General features: G+C 69.5%; 22 protein-coding genes. 14 read left to right on the top strand and 8 right to left on the bottom strand.

The window, feature by feature from the left end:
• Positions 1 to 6 precede the first annotated feature (6 nt).
• Positions 7 to 1260 carry an MFS transporter gene (locus tag ABZX37_RS31165; protein ID WP_354745561.1) on the bottom strand — a complete coding sequence of 418 codons (1254 nt, stop codon included), beginning with the start codon at positions 1258 to 1260 and terminating at the stop codon, positions 7 to 9.
• Between the two features lie 58 nt (positions 1261 to 1318).
• On the opposite strand from ABZX37_RS31165, the gene ABZX37_RS31160 reads away from it, so the two are divergent.
• From ABZX37_RS31160 to ABZX37_RS31150, 3 genes are all read left to right on the top strand, one after another.
• A complete protein-coding gene (locus tag ABZX37_RS31160; RefSeq protein WP_354745559.1) occupies positions 1319 to 1825 on the top strand; it encodes a winged helix-turn-helix domain-containing protein in 507 nt (168 codons plus the stop codon).
• Positions 1826 to 1868: 43 nt separating this feature from the next.
• Positions 1869 to 3314, top strand: coding sequence for a GTPase HflX (gene hflX, locus ABZX37_RS31155; RefSeq protein ID WP_344267952.1), 1446 nt, complete (start codon positions 1869 to 1871; stop codon positions 3312 to 3314).
• An 86-nt stretch (positions 3315 to 3400) separates the two neighbouring features.
• A complete protein-coding gene (locus ABZX37_RS31150) occupies positions 3401 to 4375 on the top strand; it encodes a hypothetical protein (protein ID WP_354745591.1) in 975 nt (324 codons plus the stop codon).
• 482 nt (positions 4376 to 4857) lie between these two features.
• Here ABZX37_RS31150 and lexA read toward each other — a convergent pair whose 3' ends face one another.
• Positions 4858 to 5517: a transcriptional repressor LexA gene (lexA, locus tag ABZX37_RS31145; protein ID WP_067593639.1), complete on the bottom strand. Its 660-nt coding sequence runs from the start codon at positions 5515 to 5517 to the stop codon at positions 4858 to 4860.
• A 454-nt stretch (positions 5518 to 5971) separates the two neighbouring features.
• On the opposite strand from lexA, the gene ABZX37_RS31140 reads away from it, so the two are divergent.
• The 5 genes from ABZX37_RS31140 (at position 5972) to ABZX37_RS31120 (ending at position 11984) form a co-directional block, all read left to right on the top strand.
• Positions 5972 to 7321 (top strand): LysM peptidoglycan-binding domain-containing protein, encoded by a 1350-nt coding sequence (locus ABZX37_RS31140; RefSeq protein ID WP_354745556.1) that lies wholly within the window; start codon positions 5972 to 5974, stop codon positions 7319 to 7321.
• 310 nt (positions 7322 to 7631) lie between these two features.
• Positions 7632 to 8123 (top strand): transcriptional regulator NrdR, encoded by a 492-nt coding sequence (nrdR, locus tag ABZX37_RS31135; protein ID WP_037809784.1) that lies wholly within the window; start codon positions 7632 to 7634, stop codon positions 8121 to 8123.
• 38 nt (positions 8124 to 8161) lie between these two features.
• Positions 8162 to 10978: a vitamin B12-dependent ribonucleotide reductase gene (locus ABZX37_RS31130; protein WP_354745554.1), complete on the top strand. Its 2817-nt coding sequence runs from the start codon at positions 8162 to 8164 to the stop codon at positions 10976 to 10978.
• Between the two features lie 164 nt (positions 10979 to 11142).
• Complete coding sequence (locus ABZX37_RS31125) at positions 11143 to 11559, top strand: prevent-host-death protein (protein WP_354745552.1); 417 nt, start codon at positions 11143 to 11145, stop codon at positions 11557 to 11559.
• Positions 11556 to 11984, top strand: coding sequence for a cytotoxic translational repressor of toxin-antitoxin stability system (locus ABZX37_RS31120; RefSeq protein WP_354745551.1), 429 nt, complete (start codon positions 11556 to 11558; stop codon positions 11982 to 11984). Before ABZX37_RS31125 ends, ABZX37_RS31120 begins: the two co-directional genes overlap by 4 nt.
• A 14-nt stretch (positions 11985 to 11998) precedes the next feature.
• Here the strand turns inward: ABZX37_RS31120 and ABZX37_RS31115 are convergent, their stop codons facing one another.
• The 3 genes from ABZX37_RS31115 to ABZX37_RS31105 are packed head-to-tail and all read right to left on the bottom strand — an operon-like array spanning position 11999 to position 13493.
• Positions 11999 to 12391 (bottom strand): tautomerase family protein, encoded by a 393-nt coding sequence (locus tag ABZX37_RS31115; protein ID WP_354745549.1) that lies wholly within the window; start codon positions 12389 to 12391, stop codon positions 11999 to 12001.
• A gap of 11 nt (positions 12392 to 12402) precedes the next feature.
• Positions 12403 to 12930 (bottom strand): DUF4865 family protein, encoded by a 528-nt coding sequence (locus ABZX37_RS31110; RefSeq protein ID WP_354745547.1) that lies wholly within the window; start codon positions 12928 to 12930, stop codon positions 12403 to 12405.
• A gap of 5 nt (positions 12931 to 12935) precedes the next feature.
• The gene (locus ABZX37_RS31105) at positions 12936 to 13493 is read right to left on the bottom strand and encodes a TetR/AcrR family transcriptional regulator (RefSeq protein WP_354745545.1); all 558 of its coding nucleotides are present in this window, start codon (positions 13491 to 13493) and stop codon (positions 12936 to 12938) included.
• A gap of 134 nt (positions 13494 to 13627) precedes the next feature.
• On the opposite strand from ABZX37_RS31105, the gene ABZX37_RS31100 reads away from it, so the two are divergent.
• The 3 genes from ABZX37_RS31100 (at position 13628) to ABZX37_RS31090 (ending at position 15583) form a co-directional block, all read left to right on the top strand.
• Positions 13628 to 14449 (top strand): serine protease, encoded by an 822-nt coding sequence (locus tag ABZX37_RS31100; RefSeq protein WP_354745543.1) that lies wholly within the window; start codon positions 13628 to 13630, stop codon positions 14447 to 14449.
• Between the two features lie 5 nt (positions 14450 to 14454).
• Complete coding sequence (locus ABZX37_RS31095) at positions 14455 to 14943, top strand: hypothetical protein (RefSeq protein WP_354745541.1); 489 nt, start codon at positions 14455 to 14457, stop codon at positions 14941 to 14943.
• Between the two features lie 61 nt (positions 14944 to 15004).
• On the top strand, positions 15005 to 15583 hold the full coding sequence (locus ABZX37_RS31090) for a hypothetical protein (RefSeq protein ID WP_354745539.1): 579 nt from the start codon (positions 15005 to 15007) through the stop codon (positions 15581 to 15583).
• Here ABZX37_RS31090 and ABZX37_RS31085 read toward each other — a convergent pair.
• A complete protein-coding gene (locus tag ABZX37_RS31085; RefSeq protein WP_354745537.1) occupies positions 15580 to 17589 on the bottom strand; it encodes a prolyl oligopeptidase family serine peptidase in 2010 nt (669 codons plus the stop codon). The genes ABZX37_RS31090 and ABZX37_RS31085 overlap by 4 nt on opposite strands.
• 107 nt (positions 17590 to 17696) lie before the next feature.
• Between ABZX37_RS31085 and ABZX37_RS31080 the strand changes: the two genes are divergently transcribed.
• The gene (locus tag ABZX37_RS31080; protein WP_354745535.1) at positions 17697 to 18599 is read left to right on the top strand and encodes a neutral zinc metallopeptidase; all 903 of its coding nucleotides are present in this window, start codon (positions 17697 to 17699) and stop codon (positions 18597 to 18599) included.
• On the opposite strand, the gene ABZX37_RS31075 is transcribed toward ABZX37_RS31080, so the two are convergent.
• Positions 18592 to 19170, bottom strand: a complete 579-nt coding sequence (locus tag ABZX37_RS31075) for a TIGR03086 family metal-binding protein (protein WP_354745533.1) — start codon at positions 19168 to 19170, stop codon at positions 18592 to 18594. The two genes, ABZX37_RS31080 and ABZX37_RS31075, sit on opposite strands and share 8 nt — an antisense overlap.
• An 81-nt stretch (positions 19171 to 19251) precedes the next feature.
• On the opposite strand from ABZX37_RS31075, the gene ABZX37_RS31070 reads away from it, so the two are divergent.
• Together ABZX37_RS31070 and ABZX37_RS31065 are read left to right on the top strand one after the other, a co-directional pair.
• Positions 19252 to 20661 (top strand): PLP-dependent aminotransferase family protein, encoded by a 1410-nt coding sequence (locus ABZX37_RS31070; RefSeq protein ID WP_354745531.1) that lies wholly within the window; start codon positions 19252 to 19254, stop codon positions 20659 to 20661.
• 98 nt (positions 20662 to 20759) lie between these two features.
• Positions 20760 to 21191 (top strand): CBS domain-containing protein, encoded by a 432-nt coding sequence (locus tag ABZX37_RS31065; protein WP_354745529.1) that lies wholly within the window; start codon positions 20760 to 20762, stop codon positions 21189 to 21191.
• A 4-nt stretch (positions 21192 to 21195) separates the two neighbouring features.
• Here ABZX37_RS31065 and ABZX37_RS31060 read toward each other — a convergent pair whose 3' ends face one another.
• A complete protein-coding gene (locus ABZX37_RS31060) occupies positions 21196 to 22719 on the bottom strand; it encodes a DUF4139 domain-containing protein (protein ID WP_354745527.1) in 1524 nt (507 codons plus the stop codon).
• Between the last annotated feature and the right edge of the window lie 105 nt (positions 22720 to 22824).

Below are 22824 nucleotides of genomic sequence, written 5' to 3'. Positions count from 1 at the left end.
CGCACTTTACGGGGCGGGTACAGCGATTTCCCCGCCAGTCGGCAGGTCGCGCATGCGCCGCAGCGGTGAGCAGAGCACCCACAGGGTCCCGGCGACCTCCCCGGCGCAGCCGACCCACAGCGTGCCGGTCAGCCCGAGCCATTCGCCGAGCGCGCCGCCCAGCAGCCCGCCGAGCGGCATCGCTCCCCAGACGACGAACCGGACGCTCGCGTTCATCCGGCCCAGCAGCCGGTCCGGGGTGATCGCCTGGCGGTAGGAGACCTGCGCGATGTTGTAGAGGATCACGCCGAACCCGAACGCCGCCAAGCCCAGCCCGGCGAGCGCGATCCGCCAGCCCGGCCCGGCGAACGGGATCAGCAGCGCGCCCGGCCACACCATGAGCGGCACCAGCCAGATCGAGCGGGCCTGCCCGATCTTCCGGATGATCGGCCCGGCGCAGAGCGCGGCCGCGATGCCGCCGACGCCGCTCACCGCGAGGAGCCCGCCGACCTCGGCCGGTTTCAGCCCGGCGGTGCGGGTCAGGAACAGCACCTCGACGGCCTGCACCACTCCGCTGAACAGGTTCGACGTGGCGGTGCAGGAGACGATCGCGCGCAGCGGCCGGTCGGAGACGACGAACCGCAGGCCTTCCAGCATCTGCGGTATCAAGCGGTCGTGTTCGGCGCGCTCAGGGCGGGTTTCGACGGTGCGGATGCGCCACAGGCACAGCGCGGACGTGAGATAGCCGAGCCCGGTGATCAGGACCGTGCTGGCCGCGCCGGCGAATTGCACGAGCACGCCGGCGAGACTCGGCCCGGCGATCTGCGCCGACGACTGCACGCCCTGCAGTTTCGCGTTGCCTTCCAGCAGCTTTTCGCGGCCGACCAGCGCGGGCAGATACGCCTGGTAGGAGACGTCGAAGAACACCGTCGCGAACCCGACGAGCAGCACGACCACCAGCACCTGCGCCATGGTGAGCACGCCGGCCCACCACGCGAACGGGATGCTGAGCAGCAGGATCCCGCGGGCCAGGTCGGCGGCGAGCATGAGCGGCCGTTTGCGCATCCGGTCCACCCAGACGCCCGCCGGCAGGCCGATGACCAGGAAGCCGAGCGTCTCGGCCATGGTCAGCAGGCCCATCTCGAACGGGGTGGCGGCCAGCGTGACCGCGGCGAGCAGCGGGATGGCGGTGATGCCGACGAACATCCCCAGCTGGCTCGCCGTGTCCCCGGCCCACAGCCTGCGGAAGTCGGCGTGGAAGAACAACGAGTCTCGACGCACCCGATCGAGTGTTGTCCAGTGATTGGAAAGAGTCAATCACTTTGTTTAGGCTGCGCGGGTGCCGCTGAAACGACGTCCTTCCACCGAAGCCGAAGTCGCCGCGCTCGCCTCCGGAATACGGCTGCGCATCATCCGGTTGACCTCTTTCGAGGCGATGACGAACAAGGAGCTGGCGGCGCGGCTGAGCCGTGACCCGGCGACCACGCTGCACCACGTGCGACGGCTGGTCGACGCCGGTTTTCTCGTCCCGCAGGAACCGCGGCGCGGCGCGCGCGGAGCGAAGGAGATCCCGTACCTGTCCACCGGGCTTTCCTGGCAGCTGGACTACGGCGGCGCGGACCCCGTCGTGGTCAACGAGGCCATGCTCGAGGCCTATCTGGCCGAGATGGCCGACGCCGACCTGGCGGAGACGGAGACGACCCGGCTCGTGGTCCAGGCGGACGCGGAGGAGGTCGCGGAGTTCAAGCGGCGGCTCGACGGGCTGCTCGAGGAATTCGCGGCCAGGCCCCGGGATCCGGCCGCGAAACGCACCGCCGTGTACGTCTCGGTTTATCCCAGCAGGTAATCCGTTCGGCTCCCGCGCCGAAACGTGGGACCATGGAGGCACGATGACAGAACAGACACACGAAGACTTTTACGACGACAACGACCCCTACGACCCCTCGGTCGGGGAGATGGAGCTCGAGGACCGCGCGTCGCTGCGCCGGGTCGCGGGTCTGTCCACCGAGCTCGAGGACATCACCGAGGTCGAGTACCGGCAGCTTCGGCTGGAGCGCGTTGTGCTGGTCGGCGTGTGGACTGAAGGCACCGCCCAGCAGTCCGAGGCGTCGCTGGCCGAACTGGCGCGACTGGCCGAGACGGCGGGCTCGGAAGTGCTCGAAGGCATCGTCCAGCGGCGGCAGAAGCCCGACCCGGCGACGTATGTCGGCTCCGGCAAGGTGCGCGAGCTGCGCGACATCGTCGTGGCGACCGGCGCCGACACGGTGATCTGCGACGGCGAGCTTTCGCCCGGCCAGCTGCGCCAGCTGGAGGAGAAGGTCAAGGTCAAGGTGATCGACCGGACCGCCCTGATCCTCGACATCTTCGCCCAGCACGCCCGCTCCAAGGAGGGCAAGGCGCAGGTCGAGCTGGCCCAGCTGCAGTACCTCGTCCCGCGGCTTCGCGGGTGGGGTTCGGCGCTGTCCCGGCAGGCCGGTGGCCGCGCGGGCGGCGCGAACGGCGGCGTGGGCCTGCGCGGGCCTGGTGAGACGAAGCTGGAGACGGACCGGCGGCGGATCAGCAAGCGCGTGGCGAAGCTGCGCCGGGAGATCGCCGCGATGGACACCATCCGCGAGACCAAGCGCGGCAAGCGCGTGGCCAACGAGGTGCCGAGCGTGGCGATCGTCGGCTACACCAACGCCGGCAAGTCGAGCCTGCTCAACGCCCTGACCGGGGCCGGGGTGCTGGTGGAGGACGCGCTGTTCGCCACCCTGGACCCGACCACGCGCCGGGCGCAGACGGCCGACGGGCGCACGTTCACCCTCACCGACACCGTCGGGTTCGTGCGGCACCTGCCGCACCAGCTGGTGGACGCGTTCCGCTCGACGCTGGAGGAGGCGGCTGACGCCGACCTGCTCCTGCACGTCGTGGACGGCTCCGACCCGGCACCGGAGGACCAGGTCAACGCGGTGCGCGAGGTGCTCGCCGAGATCACCCGCAGCCGCAAGGAACCGCTTCCGCCGGAACTGCTGGTGATCAACAAGGCCGACGCGGCCGACGCGGTCACCCTGGCCCGGCTGCGGCACGCGCTGGCCGGTTCGGTGCAGATCTCCGCGCGCACCGGTTCGGGCGTGGCCGACCTGGCCGAGGTGCTGGCCGAGCGGCTGCCGCGCGCGGAAACGGTGATCGACGTGCTGGTCCCGTATGCGCGGGGCGAGCTCGTGTCGCGGGCGCACGCGGAGGGCGAGGTGCTGGAAGAGGAGCACGTCGCCGACGGCACGCGCCTGCAGGTGCGGGTCCGGCCGGACCTCGCCGCGGCTCTGCGGGCGTTCGAGACCAACGCCTCGGCGCTCTGAACGTCTTCCGTAGTGCACGGCCCGCGCGGGTCGTGCGCTACGGAGGTGAAGTGGTGCGGGTCGTCCTGGTACTGACGGCTGTCCTGATGCTCGCGGGCGCTGTCCCGGCTGCGGCGGCTCCTGCTCCTGCGCCGGAGACGCTGTGCCAGATCACGGACAAGCGCCTCAACGAACTGTCCGGCCTGGGATCCGACGGCGAGCATTGGTACGCCATCAACGACGGCGGCACCAAGGTGCAGGTCTTCGTCCTGGACCGGAAATGCCAGGTCAAGGACGTCCTCAGTGATCCGACGGACCCGTACGACGTCGAAGACCTCGCTCGAGGCAAAGACGGCACTCTCTGGCTCTCCGACACCGGCGACAACCGCGCGAAACGCGAAACGGTCGCCCTGCTGGAGCTGAAACCGTCCGGCGGCGCGGCAGTCGTGCATCGCCTGACTTATCCGGACGGTCCGCACGACACCGAAGCCCTTGTCCTGGACCAGTCCGGCACGCCGTTCCTGGTGACCAAGGACCTGCTGGGCACTTCCAAGGTCTACAAACCGTCGGCTCCGCTAGCGACTCCCGGCCCGACGAAACTGGAGCAGGTCGGCACCCTGCGCGTCCGCAGCACCGACACTCCCGGCGGTCCGGTCGGCTCGTTCGGTTCGGCGCTGATCACCGGAGGCGCGACCAGCGCGGACGGCAAGGTCATCGCCCTGCGGACCTACACGGACGCATATCTGTACGCGGCCCCGGACGGCGACGTCGCGGCGGCATTGCAACGAGAACCCGTGCGGATTCCGCTGCCGAACGAAAAACAGGGCGAAGCCATCGCTTTCGAACCGGACGGCACGCTGCTGTCCGGGAGCGAAGGCGTCGGCGAACCCATCCGCGCGGTCAAAAACGCGACGGCCTTGGTCACTCCGAACGCGCCCGCGCCGAAACCCGGCGGTGCCGCCACTCCGCAACCAGCTGCGGAGGACGCCGGTGGTTTCCCGCTCATTCCTGCTGCCGGTGTCGCCGCGGTCGTGGTTCTCGCCGCCTGGTTCCTGCTGGCGAGGAAACGTCGCCGCTCCTGATCAACTGCTCTTGGCGCGCCGTCACTCCTGGCACGGCACCGTTCCTGGCGTGCGGCTGCCACTGATGCGTTGCCGCTCGCTCTTGGCGTGGTGCTGTCACTGGCGCAATGGCGCTCCTGACGCGGCACCGTTCCTGACGCGCGGCTGCCATTGGCGCGGTGCCGCTCGCTCCTGAGGTGGCGCTGTCGCTGGCACGGCACCGTTTCTGGCGCGGCACCATTTCTGGCGTCGCCCTGCCACTGACGCGGTGCCGCTCACTCCTAGCGCGGCGCTGCCACTGGCGCAGGACCAGTTTCAGCGTGGTGCTGCCAGTGACGCAGCGCTGTTCCCAGCGCGCCGGTGCCACTGGCGCGCTGCGTCTCCTGACGTGCCGCCGCTTCTGACCCGGCGCAACACCACGGCCGTCGGCAAAGTCCGCATCCTGCGTTGCTCGCACCCCCGCCCCGGGGCCTAGGCCTCAGGGCAGGGGAGCGAACCACGACTCAAAGACGGCGCAGAACCGCCACGACCTTGCCCAGGATCGACGCGTCGTCGCCGGGAATGGGCTCGTACGCGTCGTTGTGCGGCATCAGCCACACGTGCCCGTCCTTGCGCTTGAACGTCTTTACCGTCGCCTCGCCGTCGATCATCGCGGCGACGATGTCCCCGTTCTCCGCGGCGGGCTGCTGCCGGACGACGACCCAGTCGCCGTCGGTGATGGCCGCGTCGACCATCGAATCGCCGGTGACGCTCAACAGGAACAGCTCGCCCTCGCCGACGATTTCGCGCGGCAGCGGGAAAACGTCCTCGACGGCCTGCTCGGCGAGCACCGGACCGCCCGCCGCGATCCGTCCGACCAGAGGCACGTACGCCGCCTTCGGCACGGACGGCTGCTGGTCCATCTCGATGCCCATCGGGTTGTCGTCCGTGGACGCGAGCACGCCCACCGCGCGCGGCCGGTTGGCGTCACGGCGCAGATAACCCTTGCGCTGCAACGCGCGCAGCTGGTGCGACACCGACGACGTGGACGTGAGCCCCACCGCCTCGCCGATCTCGCGCACGCTCGGCGGGTAGCCGAAGCGGCTCACCCACGTGCGGATGACGTCGAGCACTTGCTGCTGGCGGACGGTCAGCGTCTCGTCCACGTCGTACACCTCCGGCATGGCGCTCACCTTCCCCGTGCTCTCGTGGCCGGATTCGCGCGCGGATCGTGCGGACGCCTTGCCTCGCGAGGCCGCTTTGGCCCCTTTCGCCGCGGTGCCCTTCACCGTGTCCTTCTCCAACGCTGCGTCGCCTCCAGCCGTCCCGCGGCCGCCGTGTCGGCGTCCCGCGCGTGTCCGCGTGCGCCGGTCCGGGATCCGCGTTTTCCGCGAACGCCCGTCCGGCGGCACCCGCCGGAGCCGGTCCGGCAGATGTCCTGGTCACCGACGTTAGCCACCGCGCGCGACGATTTCAAACATCTGTTCGATCGACACGCCGTGTCCTCTCGATTTTGTCGGTGCGGGGTGGTAGACCTTCGCACGGACGTTCGATAGAACGCCTGTTCGATCTGGACCGCTGCGGCGCAGGTGTACGGCCCGGACCGGACGGATCCGCAGGTCACGAGGAGGTTCCGTCATGTCGATCCTGGCAGATCGCGGGCTCGTCCGCCCGCTTCGGCCCGTCCCCGCCGACTGCCCCGCCGAGGGCGGCGGTGCGTCGGATGGGGCTGTCCCGTCCCGGCGGACGCCCGGGTCCGGCGGTCCGGCGCGCCGGTCACGGCGGCGCGCGAAGAGCGTCGATGCCACCCGAAAGGATGGTGTTCCGGAGGAGATCGAAGCCGGAACGGGCGCTGATCCGAGCCCGGCGGGAGGTTCTGGCGAGGTAGTGGAGCTTCGCGGCCGGACGGGTGCCCGGCGCGGTCCTGCTTCGGACCGGTCCGCCGAGGGTTCTCGCGGCGAAGCGGGTCGCGGCGACTCGCGGCGGAGCCGGGGCGGCGAGTCCCGGGGAGGTTCGCGCGGCGAGCCCGGGCGGCGGCGCGCCCGGCAAGCGGCGGCAGAAGCCGGGCTCGCGGGTGGCGAACTGGCTGACTCCGGACGGTCGGCGCCTGGCGGTGCCTCCCGGCGCGCCGGTGCGCGGTCGGCGGACGCGCCCGCTGAGTTCGTGTCCTCGGCCGAGCCGATGCCCCTCGAGCGAGATGCGAGCGAGGTTCTCGGGCGGGTCGGTGCGCGGTCGGCCGCGGAATCTTCCAGGTTCTCGCCCTCGCTCGAGCGAAGCGCGCGGGCAACCGCAGCCGAGCTGCGCTCCGCCACCGCTGTCCGGTCCGCTGAGCGAGCCGGATTCCAGACGTCGATCCGGTCGGCCGTCGAAACTGAAGAAGCTCCTGCCCGCAAGCCCCGTGAGGCGCGCGGTCGCGCTGCGGCTCGGTCCGCTGAGCGAGCCGGATTCCAGACGTCGACCCGGTCGGCCGTCGAAATCGAAGAAGCGCCTGCCCGCGAGGTTCGCGGTCGCACCGCGGTCCGGCACATTCCCGCCGCCGTCCCGGCCAACCCCGGTCGTACCGCGCGCGAGCGGCGCGGCGAGCCGTTGCGGCCGCCGTCCCGGGCGCGGGTCGTCGCCGGACGGCGCGGCGGCGTGGCCTGCCAGACCGCGACCCGGCCGGCGGTGCGGTGGCCGTGGCTGTTCGCGATCGCCTTCGCGGCCTGCCTGATCGTCACCGGGCTCGGCGTTTTCGGCTCGGGCGTGTCCAGCGGCCCGGTGCCGTCGCGGACCGCGTCCGTTTCCGTGCAGCCCGGCGATTCGCTCGGCGCGCTCGCCGCCCGGTTCGCGCCGAACGCCGACCAGAGCGCGGTCGTCGAACGCATCAAGGAGCTCAACAACCTCGACGACACCGCGCTGCTGCCCGGCATGCCGCTCACCGTGCCGGTCGCCTGGTCCGGCGCCGGTTCGGCAGGGGAAGCGGGCGAAGGATCGGGTTCTGCCGGATGATGACTGTCGGAAACCACCCGGTCGCATCTTGCGCAACCGGTCTTTCACCCTCTCGGGTTTCTTGCGCCCGCCCCGGAGGCGATCTATGGTCTACCCCTATATCTAGTAGTTACACCGCTGTAGTTGGTCCACAGGTAGGGGTAGACTGGCGGCAGTTGTCCACAGCCGGCCGGCAGTTGCCCACCGGGTGTCCACAAGTCGATCACCAGGCGCGGGGTCGCGCGCGGTGACCGCGGTCCAGGCCGTAGCGTGGCGGCAGGGGCCGGTTGGGACAGGAATCGACCGGCGCGGAGGGGAAGGTGATCGGCGGATGAGGTGCCCGTTCTGCCGGCATGCGGACTCTCGGGTCGTCGACTCCCGAGAGGTGGACGAGGGACAGGCGATCCGGCGGCGGCGTTCGTGCGCCGAGTGCGGCCGGCGTTTCACCACGTCGGAGACGATGGTGCTGGCCGTGGTCAAACGGTCCGGCGCCACCGAGCAGTTCAGCCGGGACAAGGTGGTCAACGGCGTGCGGAGGGCCTGCCAGGGCCGTCCGGTCGACGACGACGCGCTGCAGAAGCTCGCGCAGCGCGTGGAGGAGTCGATCCGTTCCGCCGGTCTGGCCGAGATCCCCAGCCACGAGGTCGGCCTCGCCATCCTCGGCCCGCTGCGGGAACTGGACGGCGTCGCGTATCTCCGGTTCGCCAGCGTCTACCGCTCCTTCTCCTCGGTCGAGGACTTCGAGAAGGAGATCTCGGACCTGCGGAAAGCCATGGCGGGAACTGCGGAGGACCAGGAAGGCGAGCGCGCCGGCGACGACTGAGCCGTCACCGGGTCGCGGGGAGCGAGGGACAGGACCGCATGACCGAAACCGTGGGAACCGGCGCGGCGGCCGGACAGAACAAGAAGCCGAACAAGGGCCTCACCGTCCGGCGGGTCTTCACCACCGAGGGGACCCACCCCTACGACGAGGTCGCGTGGGAGACCCGCGACGTCGTCATGACGAACTGGCGCGACGGCAGCGTGAACTTCGAGCAGCGCGGGGTCGAATTCCCCGGGTTCTGGTCGGTCAACGCCACCAACATCGTCACCAGCAAGTACTTCCGCGGGGCGGTCGGCAGCCCGCAGCGCGAGAGCAGCCTCAAGCAGCTCATCGACCGCGTGGTGCGCACCTACGTGAAGGCCGCCGCCGAGCACGACTACTTCGCCGGTCCGTCCGACCTCGAGATCTTCGAGCACGAGCTCACCTGGATGCTGCTGCACCAGGTCTTCAGCTTCAACTCCCCGGTGTGGTTCAACGTCGGCACGTCCTCGAAGCAGCAGGTGTCCGCCTGCTTCATCCTCGCCGTCGACGACACGATGGAGTCGATCCTCAACTGGTACCGCGAGGAAGGCCTGATCTTCAAGGGCGGTTCCGGCGCGGGCCTCAACCTCTCGCGGATCCGGTCCTCGAAGGAACTGCTCACCTCCGGCGGCACCGCGTCCGGCCCGGTCTCGTTCATGCGCGGCGCCGACGCGTCCGCGGGCACCATCAAGTCCGGCGGGGCCACCCGGCGCGCGGCGAAGATGGTCGTGCTCGACGTCGACCACCCGGACATCGAGGAGTTCATCCAGACCAAGGCGCGCGAAGAGGAAAAGATCAAGGTCCTCCGCGACGCCGGGTTCGACATGGACCTCTCCGGCTCCGACATCTCCTCCGTGCAGTACCAGAACGCGAACAACTCGGTCCGCGTCTCCGACGAGTTCATGCACGCCGTCGAGAACGGCACGGACTTCGGCCTGCGCGCCCGGCTCACCGGCGAGGTCATCGACCGCACCGACGGGAAGAAGCTGTTCCGCGGCATGGCTCAAGCGGCGTGGGAATGCGCCGACCCGGGCATCCAGTACGACAGCACGATCAACGACTGGCACACCTGCCCCGAATCGGGCCGGATCACGGCGTCCAACCCGTGCAGCGAGTACATGCACCTCGACAACTCGAGCTGCAACCTCGCGTCGCTCAACCTGCTGAAGTTCGTGTCCGACGAGGGCACGTTCGACGCGCCGTTGTTCGCGAAGGCCGTCGAGTTCGTCATCACCGCGATGGACGTCTCGATCTGCTTCGCCGACTTCCCGACCGAGCCGATCGCCGACACCACGCGCAAGTTCCGCCAGCTCGGCATCGGCTACGCCAACCTCGGCGCGCTGCTGATGGCGCTGGGCCACGCGTACGACTCCGAGGGCGGCCGCGCGCTCGCCGCCGCGATCACGTCCCTGATGACCGGCGTGTCCTACCGTCGCTCGGCCGAGCTGGCCGGCGTCGTCGGACCGTACGAGGGCTACGCCCGCAACGCCGAGGCGCACCAGCGCGTCATGCGCAAGCACGCCGCGGCCAACGAGCTTGTCCGCACTTATCACAGCAACGACGCGGCAGTTCGCGCGCTCGCGTCGCAGGAATGGCAGCAGGGCATCGAGCTCGGCACTCGCGACGGCTGGCGCAACGCGCAGGCTTCGGTGCTCGCGCCCACCGGCACCATCGGCTTCATGATGGACTGCGACACCACCGGCATCGAGCCGGACTTCTCGCTGGTGAAGTTCAAGAAGCTCGTCGGCGGCGGGTCCATGCAGATCGTGAACCAGACCGTGCCGCGCGCGCTGCAGGTGCTGGGCTACCAGGCCGAGCAGGTCGAGGCGATCGTCGAGTACGTCGCGGAGCACGGCCACGTGGTCGACGCGCCGGGCCTGCGCCCCGAGCACTACGAGGTGTTCGACTGCGCGGTCGGCGACCGGTCCATCGCGCCGATGGGCCACGTGCGGATGATGGCCGCGGTGCAGCCGTTCATCTCGGGCGCGATCTCGAAGACGGTCAACATGCCGGAGTCGGCGACCGTCGAGGACGTCGAGGAGATTTACTTCCAGGGCTGGAAACTCGGCCTCAAGGCGCTCGCGATCTACCGCGACAACTGCAAGGTCGGCCAGCCGCTGTCCACGGGCAAGAAGAAGGAAGCCGCGGCCGAGACCGAGCCGGAGAAGGTCGTCGAGTACCGCCCGGTGCGCCGCCGCCTGCCGAAGAAGCGCCCGAGCCAGACGGTGTCGTTCACCGTCGGCGGCGCCGAGGGCTACCTGCACGCGGGTTCGTACCCGGACGACGGTCTCGGCGAGATCTTCGTGAAGCTGGGCAAGCAAGGCTCCACCCTGTCCGGCGTGATGGACGCCTTCTCGATGTCGATCTCGGTCGGCCTGCAGCACGGCATCCCGCTCGAGTTCTACGTCTCGAAGTTCTCGAACCTGCGCTTCGAACCGGCGGGCATGACCGACGACCCGGACATCCGGATCGCCACGAGCGTCATGGACTACCTGTTCCGCCGTTTGGCACTCGACTACCTGCCGTACGAAAAGCGGGCCCAGCTGGGCATTTTCACCGCGGACGAACGCTCGGCGGAGGTCGAGGCGAACTACGGCGGGCAGAACCTCGAGATCGAGGCGCTGCGCAGCAGCGTGGACTCGTCGCCCGCCCGCGCGGGAGAGTCCACAACGGACACTTCGTCGCGTGACGCGCACAGCACGGCCGAACTGATGGAACTGCACCTCGGCAAGGCCGCCGACGCCCCGCTCTGCATGACCTGCGGAACGAAAATGCGGCCCGCCGGATCGTGCTACGCCTGCGAGGGCTGCGGGGCCACTTCCGGCTGCAGCTAAGCGTTTCTTCGCCAGCTGAACGACTGGTCGGGGCTGGGGCAGCAGGTGCTGCCCCAGCCCCGATTTTTGTCTGCTGACAGCTGCGCTGACCTCTCAAGTACGTCACGTACTTGACGTACTTGCTTCCGGGAGGCATGCTGGTGGGGACCGCCTGGGAGGCTGACATGTCCGCAGTGCACTACGACACCTACACCGATGCGCGTGCACATTTGAAGGATTTGCTGGACGCCGCTGAGAAAGGGCTCGTCGCGACAGTTCGGCGCGATTCCGCGACGACCGCCGTGGTGGATGTCGTGCGCCTGCGCCACGTCCTCGCGACGGTCGTTCCGTCGCACGCTCAAGTCGTGCCCGAAGCCGGCGGCTGGTCGGTGTTCATCCCGGGGCTGCCAGTGTCCGCGGACGGCGCGTCGTTCGACGAGGCGGTCGACGAAATGGTCGACGCCCTGCGGGAGTACGCGCAGGATTGGCAGGAGCGTTTGCTGAACGCTCCGAACCACCGGGACAACTGGGGGCTGGTGCAGCTGATCAGCTTCAGCGACGACGCGCAGCTGCGCGACTGGCTTGTCGGTGCCGCGCAATGACTTCCTGGCCCCAGCCGACCCGCGACGACCACGAGACGTTCTGCAAGGTCGAAGAATGGCGCAGAGTGCGCGACGCTCGCGGGCGAACGGGAACGCATCACGTCACGTACGAACTAGATCTTGTCGACGGCCGGATTCTGCGTACCCGCGTCTCGCGTCCGGTGGACCGCAGCGGTTACGGACCGGGCCTGTGGAAGCACATTCTCCGCGACCAGCTTGATGTCGGGGAACCAGCTTTCTGGTCCTGCGTGCAGGACGGCGTCAAACCGGCTCGCGGGACACCTCAGCCACCAGCCGAGGCCCTGCCCGCCGATCTCGTGTACCTGCTGCTCCGGCGCGTGGGGCTCGAAGAGTCTGAGGTGGCCGGGATGAGCAAGGACGAGGCGGTGGCCAGGGTTCAGCGTTACTGGACCGAGAATGCTTGATCAGGCCACCGCTTTCAGGGCGCTGACGGCAGCATCTGCGCGACCCCCTCGCCGAACGACCAGTCCACCTCATGGTTTTCCGTCAGGCTGAAGAACACATTCCTCGGCTCGATCCCCGTCGACTCGGCGATGAGTTCCGTCGCTCGCCGGTACAGCGCGGTTTTCTGGTCGTTCGTGCGCCCGGCGCGCAACGTGATGGCGATGTACACGATGTCGTCGTCGCGGTGGACGCCGAAGTAGTCGGGGTCGTAGCGCAAGCGGTCGGCGGCGTGGCTGTTCAGGATCTGGAACCGGTCGTCGACGGGGACGTCGATGGTTTCGGTCATCGCCTGGTGCACGGCTTCGCCGATGGCGGGGAGGCGGTCGGCGTTGGGTGCGGACAGCACGTCGATGCGGACGAGCGGCATGGGGTGGCCTTTCAGCTCAACTGGTCGAGATTTGGTTGGGAAATGTGAAGAACCCGATAGCGGACGTCGGTGTCCTCATCCGGGCTGGCGGTCCAGAGGGTGAAGCGCACGGCTTCCCATCGACGTGGGTCGATGGCCAGTGCGGTGGTGTGCACAGCCGGGTTTTGGGACTGTTGCGCGAGTTCGGCTAGTTCGCGTTCGATTCCGCCAGAGGACGGCAGCGGGCGTACGCGTTTGGTCGCGAAGTTCGGGGAGGTTGCCCGCGCCGGACCAGGCAGGCAGCTTGCGCCGGTCCAGTGCTGCACTGGCGGTCGGCCGAAATCCTGGACTATGCCGTCGAATCCGCCGCCGCCCCAGAGGAATTGGCTCATTCCGGCGGTGTCGGTCCAGAGGTAGAACGGCGCGTACTGGTTGTCGCGTACCAGATATGCCTTGAGCCCCAGTCCGGGGAAGGCGTCGGTGCGATGGCCTCGGGTGGCGACTCGGTGTTCGATGTCGTATCCGGTGGGCAGGTCGATCTCGTACTGCATCGCGTACATCGGCGTCACCGCCGGCCGAGGAGGGCGAGTGCTCCGCGAATTGCCTGGTCGAACGGCTCCGCCGTGCCGGATGATCGGGCCAGGACGTACCCGCCTTGCAGCACCGCGACCAGTGTGGTTGCCGTCGCGGCTGGGTCGAGATCGCTGGGCAGTTCGCCGTTCGCGGCACCTTCGGCGAGCACTTCGGCGAGACGGCCGCGGAGCCAGTCGAACGTTTCTTCCAGCGGTGCGCGCAATTCCGGGTTCGTGACGATCTCGGGATCCAGTGCCAGCCGGCCGACCGGGCAGCCGCGCAGGACGTCTCGTTCGCGCAGCAGGTAGGCGGAGACGCGTTCGACCGCGGTCGTGCCCTGGGCGAACGCGGTCTCGGCGGAGGCGCGCAGATCGTCGGCGTTCTGCCGGATCGCGGCGAGCGCCAGGTCGGCCTTGCCGGTGAAGTGGTGGTACATGCTGCCCTGCCCGGCCCCGGCGCGCTGTTGGATCGCCTTCGGGCTGGTGCCGACGTACCCCCGCTCCCACAACAGGTCCTGGGTGCTCGCGATGAGCTGGTCTCTGGTGGACATGAGCTCAGCGTACATACTAGTAGGTACAGAGACAAGCGTGGGGGCAGGCCCTACCGCGGAGAGACCGGCTGTCCGCATGGTTCGGATGATCTTGGCCGGGCAGGCTGACCGGAAGCGAACGAAAGGACTTATCCGTGATCAAGTCTGCTGGCCGCCGGGCGGTCGCCGTGACGATGGCCGCCGCGGTGTGCACCGCCTTGTTCTCGACCGGCACTGCCGAGGCGATCGTGAAGGGCGGCGATTCGACGCAGCGCTACCCGTTCATGGCGGCCATACCGGAGACAGTCAGCCAGACCGGCGACCGCGGTGTGTGCGGTGCTTCGCTGATCGACCCGCAGTGGGTGGTGACCGCGGGGCACTGCGTGGACTCGAACCTCGTGACCCCGGACGGCACCGTCCGGATCGGCAGCGAGCGGCAGCATTCCGGCGGGACCGTCCGGCGGATCGCGCAGGTGATCACGCATCCGGGCTACGCGCTGCAGAGCGAGACCATTCCCTTCAACCGCAACGACGTCGCGTTGGTCAAGCTGGACCGTCCTGTCGCCGAGAAGCCGATCCGGCTGGCGTCCCGGCCGGGTGCGCCCGGTACGCCGACGCGGCTGCTCGGGTTCGGCACCACCGTGGACACCTACGACTTCACGAAGGCCCGGTTCCCGGAACGATTGCAGGAACTGGACGTTCGACGCGGCGCGGAATCCGAATGCGGCCCAGGTTATGCGGGTCGGACGCGGTTGTGCACGGTCAGCCCGAGGCCGGAAGCGATGGCGTGCATCGGCGATTCCGGCGGTCCGCAGGTCCGGCGCGGAGCTGGTGGGCGATGGGAGCTGATCGGAGTGACTTCGGGGCCGGGCAGCGCGCGTTCGGCTTGTGCGGGCGGTCCGGGGCTATACAGCAGCGTGCCCGCGTACGCCGACTGGATCCGGCGGACGATCTGGGCGAACCGGGGAGGAAACTAGCGATCGTGACTCTTGTTTCGGCGGGCTACCGCGCTGTGCGGCGGACCGGCGAACTCGTGTCGATCAGCGAGTGCGTCGCCGAGGTGCACGACGACTGGTTCCGCGATCTCTCCCTCGCTCGGCAAACCGGGCTTGACGTGCTCGAAGTCGGCTTCCTTCCGGACGAAGCCGAGCCGATCGTCCGCGAAATCATCGCGGACGGCTGGACTCGCGAGACCAGCGCCGTTGTCGGGCGGATCGAGGAAGGCGCGAGCACGTCCGGCGAGTTGCTCGGCTTCGAGCTGGTCGGTTACGACGGCGGGCTCTGGCACACCTGGCGCTGCCTCGACGGCCTGGTCGACGACGTCCGCGCGGCCACCGGCGTTGTGCCCGGACGGCACGGGCTGATCGAGAGCGAGGACGCTGCCCATCAGGCGGCCCGCTGGCTCACTGAATCCGGTCTGGGCGACCCGAAAGTGTTCGACTGGGCCGCCGCCGCGTTGTACGTCCCGTAGCTCCACCGAATCTCCACAACCTCCACTCCGCAACGGCACATCCAGGCGGCAGCATGACCGCGTGGACTGGAGTGCGGTGTTCGAGGCGGAGGCGCGGCGGCGGAAGGTCCGGCCGCAGCCGGCGTGGGGGAGCGGGGTGCGGCTGGATCCGGTGGTGGCGCGCAGCGTCCGGCGGTTCCAGCAGGCACCGGACGAGCTGACCGCGGAAGACCAGCGGCTGGTCGCCCGGTTGCTCGAAACCGCGAGCAAACCGGGGAGAAGCGATGTGATGAGCCAGCTGATCTCGGACGTTCTCGCGCTCGGCTACTACCGTGCGTTGCGAGATGGCACCCGCGATCCGGTCACCGTGGAGGTTGCCGCACGCGTGTTCGCCGGGCTGGAACGGCGGCTCGGCTATCACGTGGACCGGTTGCGGCGGCAGAGAATCGCGGCCTCGGTGAAGTGGCGAGCCAAGGCGGTGCTGGAAACCGGCGGCGTACTAGTCGGCCACGGACGTGCGTTGCGGCGGCTCGGTACGCCGTGGCTCGCGTTCGTCACCGACGCCTGGGCTCAGTTCGAACGAGCGCTTGCGGACGTCCACAGAGGACCGTCGGTACGCCCGGGGCCGCGCGTGCGGGCGCGGCCCCGGGGACTGGTCTAGGAAAGCTTCGACCAGAGGAATTCGTACGCGACCGCCGAACGGAACGCGAGCTGTTCGTTGTCCGCCGCCGCTCCGTGGCCGCCTTCGATGTTCTCGAAGTACTCCACGTCGTGACCCTGCTCGCGCATCCGGGCGACCATCTTGCGCGCGTGCCCGGGGTGCACGCGGTCGTCGCGCGTCGAGGTCACGAAGAGGATCGGCGGATAGCCGACGTCCGCCGAAACGTTGTGGTACGGCGAGTATTTCGAGATGTACTCCCACTCTTCCGGGACGTCCGGGTCGCCCCATTCGGCCATCCACGAGGCCCCGGCCGGCAACAGGTGGTAGCGCTTCATGTCGAGCAGCGGCACCTGGCACACGATCGCGCTGAACAGCTCCGGGTAGCGGGTGAGCATGACGCCCATCAGCAGTCCGCCGTTGCTGCCGCCCTGGATGCCGAGCCGTTCCTTCGTCGTGATGCCCCGTGCGACGAGATCGCGCGCGACCGCGGCGAAGTCCTCGTACGCCTTGTGCCGGTTCTCCTTCACCGCCTGCATGTGCCATTCCGGGCCGTACTCGCCGCCGCCGCGGATGTTCGCGACCACGTACGTGCCGCCGCGCGACAGCCAGGACCGGCCGACCACCCCGCCGTACGACGGGGTCAGCGAAACCTCGAAACCGCCATAGCCGTACAGCAGCGTGGGGCCGTTTTCCGCGCCCGGCGGGCGGACCACGAAGTACGGGATCCTCGTGCCGTCGTCCGACGTCGCGAAGTACTGGCTGACCTCCATCCCGGTCGCGTCGAAGAACTCCGGCGCCTGCTTCAGCACCTCGACGACGCCGCCGACGACGCCGCGGGTGAGCGTGGACGGCTGGACGTAGCTGGAGGAATCCACCAGGTATTCGTCGTCGACGTCCGGTTCGGTGTCGACGATCTGCGCGCTGCCGAATTCCGGCGCACCGCCCAGTTCCGCCTCGCCCCAGCCGTCCGGGCCCGGCGTCAGCACGCGCAGCTCGGACTTGACGTCGTGCAGCGTCGCGAGCAGGAGATGGTTGCGGGTCCACGTGTAGTAGTCCAGCGACGTGTGCGCGTCCGGGGTGAACAGTGCGGTGAAGTCACGGTCGCCCGACTTGAACGCGTCGTAGTTGATCGCGAGCAGCGTGCCCGCCGGATGCTCGGCGCCGCCGACGGTCCACGCGCTGCGCGGGTGCACGAGCAGCCACTCGCGGTGCGTGGACACCTCGACGTCTTCGGGCAGGTCCAGTTTGGTCAATCCGGACGGCGTCCGCTCGAAGTACTCGGTGCGGTAGAAGTCGATCGCGCGGCGCACGAAATCGCGTTCGAAGCCCTCGGTCGGGTCGTGGACCGCCATCACCGCGACGTCGTCCGGCTTGCCCTCGGCGACGAGCACCGCGTCTTCGAGCGGGGTGCCGCGCCGCCATTCCTTCACCAGCCGCGGATAGCCGGACGTGGTGAGCGAGCCCGGGCCGAAGTCGGTTCCGATGTACACCCGGTCGGCGTCGATCCACCCGATCCGGTGCTTCGCCTCGGGCAGGGTGTAGCCGTCCGCCACGAACTCGTGCGCGTCGAGGTCGAACTCGCGGACGACGGTCGCGTCCGCGCCGCCGCGCGAGAGCTGGACCAGGCCGAGCCGGTGGCCGGGACGCAGCACCGCGGCGCCCTTCCAGACCCAGTTCTCGTCCTCGGCCGCGGCGAGCGCGTCGACGTCGAGCAGGATCTCCCAGTCCGGTTCGCCGGTGCGGTACTGCTCCAGCGTGGTGCGCCTCCACAGCCCGCGCGGGTGCTCGGCGTCCTGCCAGAAGTTGTAGTAGCGCGTCCCCCGGCGCGCGACGTACGGGATCCGGCCGCCCGCGTCGAGCACCTCGCGGATCGAGTCCCGCAGCTGCCCGAACCTCTCGCTCGCGGTGAGCACGTCCAGCGTCTCCGCGTTGCGCGAACGGACCCATTCGAGCGCCTCGTCGCCCGTCACGTCTTCCAGCCACAGGTACGGATCTTCGACAGTCATAGCGTCCAGTCTCGCTGCCTGTCGCGGATCAGGCCAGGAGCCCGGCGTTCCCGTTTCGTGATCCAGGGCGGCTCGCGGTCTCCGTATGCTGGTCGGGAGGGGGAGGAATGACGTATTACGCCGGGGGCCCGTGGCCCCCGCCGCCAGTGCAGGCTCCGCCGCGCCGGAAGGCGGGCAAAGCGCTGGGCGCCGTCGCCGCGGTCGCGATCGTCGCGGTCACGCTCGCCTTGATGGCCGTGGTGCCGCACGAGGTGTCCGGGCACGCGATCGCGGCCCCGGACTCCGACGCGATGCCGGACCGCCAGGACGCCAAACCGGTGCGCAAGCTCAGCGGCAATCCGTTGCTGGCCGAGGGCGTCGCGCTCGGCCGGGTATCGTGCGATCTGCCGGAGCTGAGCCGGGACGCGGAGCAGCTCAAGACCTTCTACACCGCGCTGGTCGGCTGCCTGAAACAGGCGTGGCAGCCCGCGCTGGACAAAGCGGACGAGCCGAACCTGCCGGTCAAGGTGTCGGTCACGCTGCCGAAGACCAGCGCCTGCGGCAACGCGCCGTCCCGCGACGAAGCGGTCGCGTACTACTGCGGCGGCGACGCCACGATCTACGCGCCCACCGACTGGATGCTGTCGGACGCCGGGCTGAGCCGGGCCCGGCACCTGGCGACGCTCGCGCACGAGTACGGCCACCACGTCCAGCGCGAGAGCGGCATCCTCGACGCGGCGAGCGCCGAGATGGGTTCGCCGGAGCCGACCAGCGACGCGGACAAGGCCGTCGTGCGCCGGATCGAGCTGCAGGCCAACTGCTTCGGCGCGCTGTTCCTCAACGCCGCGGCGGACCGCGGGTCGATCAGCCGGGCCACCGCGAACGCCGCCGTCGCCGACTACGGCCGCGCCGACGACAGCGGCGACCACGGCACCCGCGCGAACCAGTTGGCCTGGGCGAAGGCGGGCTACACCGGAGCCGGCCCGTCCGCCTGCGACACCTGGTCGGCTCCGGCGGACAAGGTCAGCTGACCCGCCATTCCGGGTCGCGGCCCAGCAAGCCGAGGAACTGGTCCAGCTCGCTTTCGTCGGTGCTGACCGGCACTACCGGCGCGAAGGTTCCGCGCTCGACGCGTTCCTTCGGGTCGGTCGGGATCATCAGCGCGAACTGCAATGCGGCGTGCACCGCCTCCGGCACCGGGCCGTACGCGACGTCGAGGGTCTTGGCCAGGTCCCAGCCGTGCGCGACGGTGTCGACGAGGTGCATCGCGATCGCGACTGTGCCGGGGAAGGTGCCGAAGGTGTTGATGGCGATCTGGCGTTCCGCGACGTCGGCTTCGCCGTACGCGGCGAGGTAGTCGGTCACTGATGCCGCGTACGCGGCGTACGGGTCTTCGCCAAGCTGACCGCTGTCCCAGTCCTTCGCGGAACCGTTGCGCGCTGCTTCGGCGAAGGCGCGGTTTTCGCTGACTTGGTGGCGGAGCAGATCGGCGAGCGTCCAGCCGGCGCACGGCGTGGGCCGGTCGAGATCCGCCGCGGTGGTCTTCGCGACGATCGGGTCGAGGACGAGAAGGGACTGCCGGTCGAGGTCGAACGTGGTCATGAGCTCACGCTAACCGGCAGATCGGTCCAGGAAGAGAGCCAAAGCGGAGCCAACTGCGGTGGACCAATCTAGGCTGGACGCGTGGACCTGCACCTGGACCTGTCCGGCACCCGCGGCCACCGCGACGAGATCTACCGCCAGATCCGCGAAGCGGTGCTCGACGGGCGGCTCCGCGACGGCGACGCGCTGCCGCCGACCAGGGAACTGGCGCACCAGCTGGCCGTTTCGCGCACCACCGTCACCGCGGCGTACGAACGCCTCACCGCGGAAGGATTTCTGACCGGCCGGGTCGGAGCCGGTACTTACGTGCGCGCCGGCGCCGCGCCGCGTCCTGTCGAACCGACCGGGCTCGCTGAGGACGTCCAGCCGCGTCCAGAGTGGACAGACGTACCCACGCCGCCGAGAGCGTTCACCGACCCGCCGGAGTTCGATTTCCGTGCCGGAGTCCCGGATGTGCGGCTGTTTCCGTTCGACACCTGGCGTCGGCTGATGACCCAGTCGTTGCGCGGTTCCCGCGCGGAGCTGATGACTTACGGCGAACCGCAAGGCGATCCCCGGCTGCGCACCGAGCTCGCGCGGCACCTCGCGGTGTCCCGGAATGTTCGCGTGCGCCCCGACCATCTCGTGATCACCTCGGGCGCGCAGCAGACGATCGACCTCGTCGCCCGGGTCCTGCTGCGGCCCGGCGACCTGGCCGCGGTCGAGGATCCCGGTTACCCGCCGCCGCGCCTGCTGCTGGGCACGCTCGGAGTCCGCGTCGCGCCGGTTCCGGTGGACGACGAGGGCATCGTGGTCGACGCGATTCCGCCGGGCACTCGCCTGGTGCACGTGACGCCGTCGCACCAGTACCCGCTCGGGGTCGCGATGTCGCCGTCTCGCCGGCGAGCACTGCTGGATTGGGCTGAGGACAACGGGGCCGTGGTGGTCGAGGACGATTACGACACCGAGTTCCGCTACTCCGGTCGTCCGCTGGAACCGTTGCACAGCTTGGATTCGCACGGCCGGGTGGTCTACGTCGGCTCGTTCTCGAAGGTCCTGTCGCCCGCGCTGCGGCTGGGTTTTCTCGCCGCGCCGCCCGCGTTGGCGGAGGCGATCGTGAAGGCGAAATACCTCGCCGACTGGCATTCCCCGGGCATCGAGCAGGCGGTGGTCGCGGCGTTCATCGCCGAAGGCGGGTTCGCCCGGCACGTCCGCCGGATGCGCGGCATCTACCGCGCCCGGCACGACCTTCTCGTGGACGGCCTGCGGGCGGAATTCGGCGACGTCCTGGAGCCGGTGCCCGCGTCGGCCGGTCTGCACCTGAGCGCGTCGGCGGACCGGGACCTGCGCGGTTTCGCGCGGAAGGCGACCGGGTCGGGCGTCCGGCTGTTCTCGCTCGGCGATTTCTCCGTGGCGGCGCGGCGGCACGGGCTGCTGTTCGGCTACGGCGCGATCGCGACCGACCGGATCGGACCCGGGCTCGCCCGGTTGCGCCGGGTGTTCGACGGATGAGCGCGTTACCACGAACGGACGCATCCCGCCGGACTTTCGCACACGGCGGCGGGGCCCTAACCTGAGGTGACCCGACTCACCGAGGAGAGGGCATCGCCATGCGGATTGCGGATGTGCTTCAGCGCAAGGGCGCGACGGTCGCCACTGTGTCGCCGGGTACCACGGTCGCCGAGCTGCTGGCGGGGCTCGCCCGGCACAACGTCGGCGCGATGGTCGTGGTGGACGCCGAAGGCGGGATCGCCGGGATCGTGTCCGAACGCGACGTCGTGCGCAAGCTCAACGACCACGGGCCTTCGGTCCTGCAGGGGCCGGTCGCGGACATCATGACCACCATGGTCGCCAGCTGCACCCCGGACGATCCGGTGGACCAGCTCAGCGTGGTGATGACCGAACGGCGGATCCGGCACGTGCCGGTGCTCGACGGCGGGCGTCTTGCCGGGATCGTGAGCATCGGCGACGTGGTGAAGATCCGGATGGAGCAACTGGAACAGAGCCAGGAACAGCTCGAGGCCTACATCGCACAGGGCTGACGCCTCACTCGCGCCAGCCGCTGAGTTCGACGCCCTTCGCGACGTCCACCCGGTAGCCGAGCGAGACCGTCGCGGACGCCCCGGGCGCGATCGTGAGCCGCCAGGTGAACTGGCCCAGTTCGGTGCGCTCGACCGGCTCCGGGCTGAGCCGAAGGTCCCGCACGGTGATCGAGTCGTCCCGGGAGACCGGGGCCTGGTCGAGCACGGCCACCACGGCTTCGCGCGGGCTGTGGTTGGTCACCGTCGTCAGGTAGTCGGCTTCGCGGCGGCGTTGCGTGGAGAACGTCGCCTTGCTGGCACTGCGCTTGACCAGTTCGCGTTCGACGCGGATCCGGTCGTCGACGCCCAGCGCGAGTTCGAGTTCCTCGCCGGGAGCCCACAGCTCCAGCTGCGTGCTGCCGACGAATTCGGCCTCGTGGAACACTGCGGCGCGACCGGCGCGAAGCGTGTGCTCGGCGGTGTTGACCACCTTCGCGCGCAGGTAGGCCTCCGCGGCCTGCGTCGGCGCGGTCACGTAGTCGAGTTCGGCCGTGAGGTCCAGCTGCGCGAGCGTCGTCCGGTGGCCCTGCGCGCCGGACGGGATCGCGACCGGGCGTGCCGGGCGGTAGGTGACCGCGGTGGTGCCTTGCTCCACTGCGGAGAGGTGTGCGGCGAAGCCGTCTCGACCGGCTCCTGCTGCGCCGCCGTACGCCATCGCAGGGGCCGCCATCGCAGCTCGCGGCTGGGGTGGCGGAGGCTGCTGCCGATCCAGATACCAGGGCTGGAGTTCCGGGATCACGACGGTGTTCGCCGGGCGGGCGGTCGACAGCGTCAGCTCGCACTCCGGCCAGTCCTCGCCGGTGTGCTGGCTTACGAGCCCGTACGAGGTGACCGTGACGTCGGTGCCGCGTACGCGGACGTCGTATCCGGGTTCCCAGCGCGCGCCGGGGACCACATAGGACAGTTCGATTTCGGCGGTGGCCGGGGATTCCAGCTCCACGGTGATCGTCGAACTGTCCTGTTCGGACTGTGCGCTGCGAGTTTCGATCTGCCGGTCGAGCGCGGCGAGGTCTTCGCGCAGCCGTTCCAGCCTCGTGCCGAGCGCGCGACGTTCCTTGAGCGCCACCGCTAACTGCGTACTAAGCGCTTCGCTCACTTCCTGCACGCGTCCCGGTTCGGCGTCACCGCCAGCCAACGCCTTCGCGAAGCTTGCTCCGCTGCGTCGCGAGACTCCGGTCAACAGGTCGACGCGCGCCGCAGCAGCGCTCTCGTCGTCTGCGACCTCGTCGACAGTCGCTTGGTCCGCGCGTCGCTGCTCCACGAGCGCGCGCAGCGTCGGGTCTGCGGGAGCGGCGTGCTGCGCGTACGCGACGTCGACGCCGGTGACCAACGCGTCGCCCGCGCCGCTCACTCGCACCGAAGCAGCGTCGAGCGACAGGGGTAGACCCGTGATCTCTACGCGGGACCCGTCGGCCGGAGTGACTTGACAACGACGGGTGACGCGCGCGTTCTGCGGATAGACCGTGACCGTGGCGATCGGTGCGTCCATGGCTCCGACGTTAGTCGGTTGACGCGACTTGCGGTTGACGGAACTCTCAACTTACTCGTCTGCTTCGTCCAGCTTGGGGGTCCTGGTGGGAGTTGCCGCTCGAGT

The sequence above is a fragment of the Amycolatopsis sp. NPDC004079 genome (assembly GCF_040610415.1).
GTDB lineage: Bacteria > Actinomycetota > Actinomycetes > Mycobacteriales > Pseudonocardiaceae > Amycolatopsis > Amycolatopsis halotolerans.
Note: the sequence above shows the minus strand (reverse complement) of the source record. Positions and strands in the feature narration are given on the sequence as shown.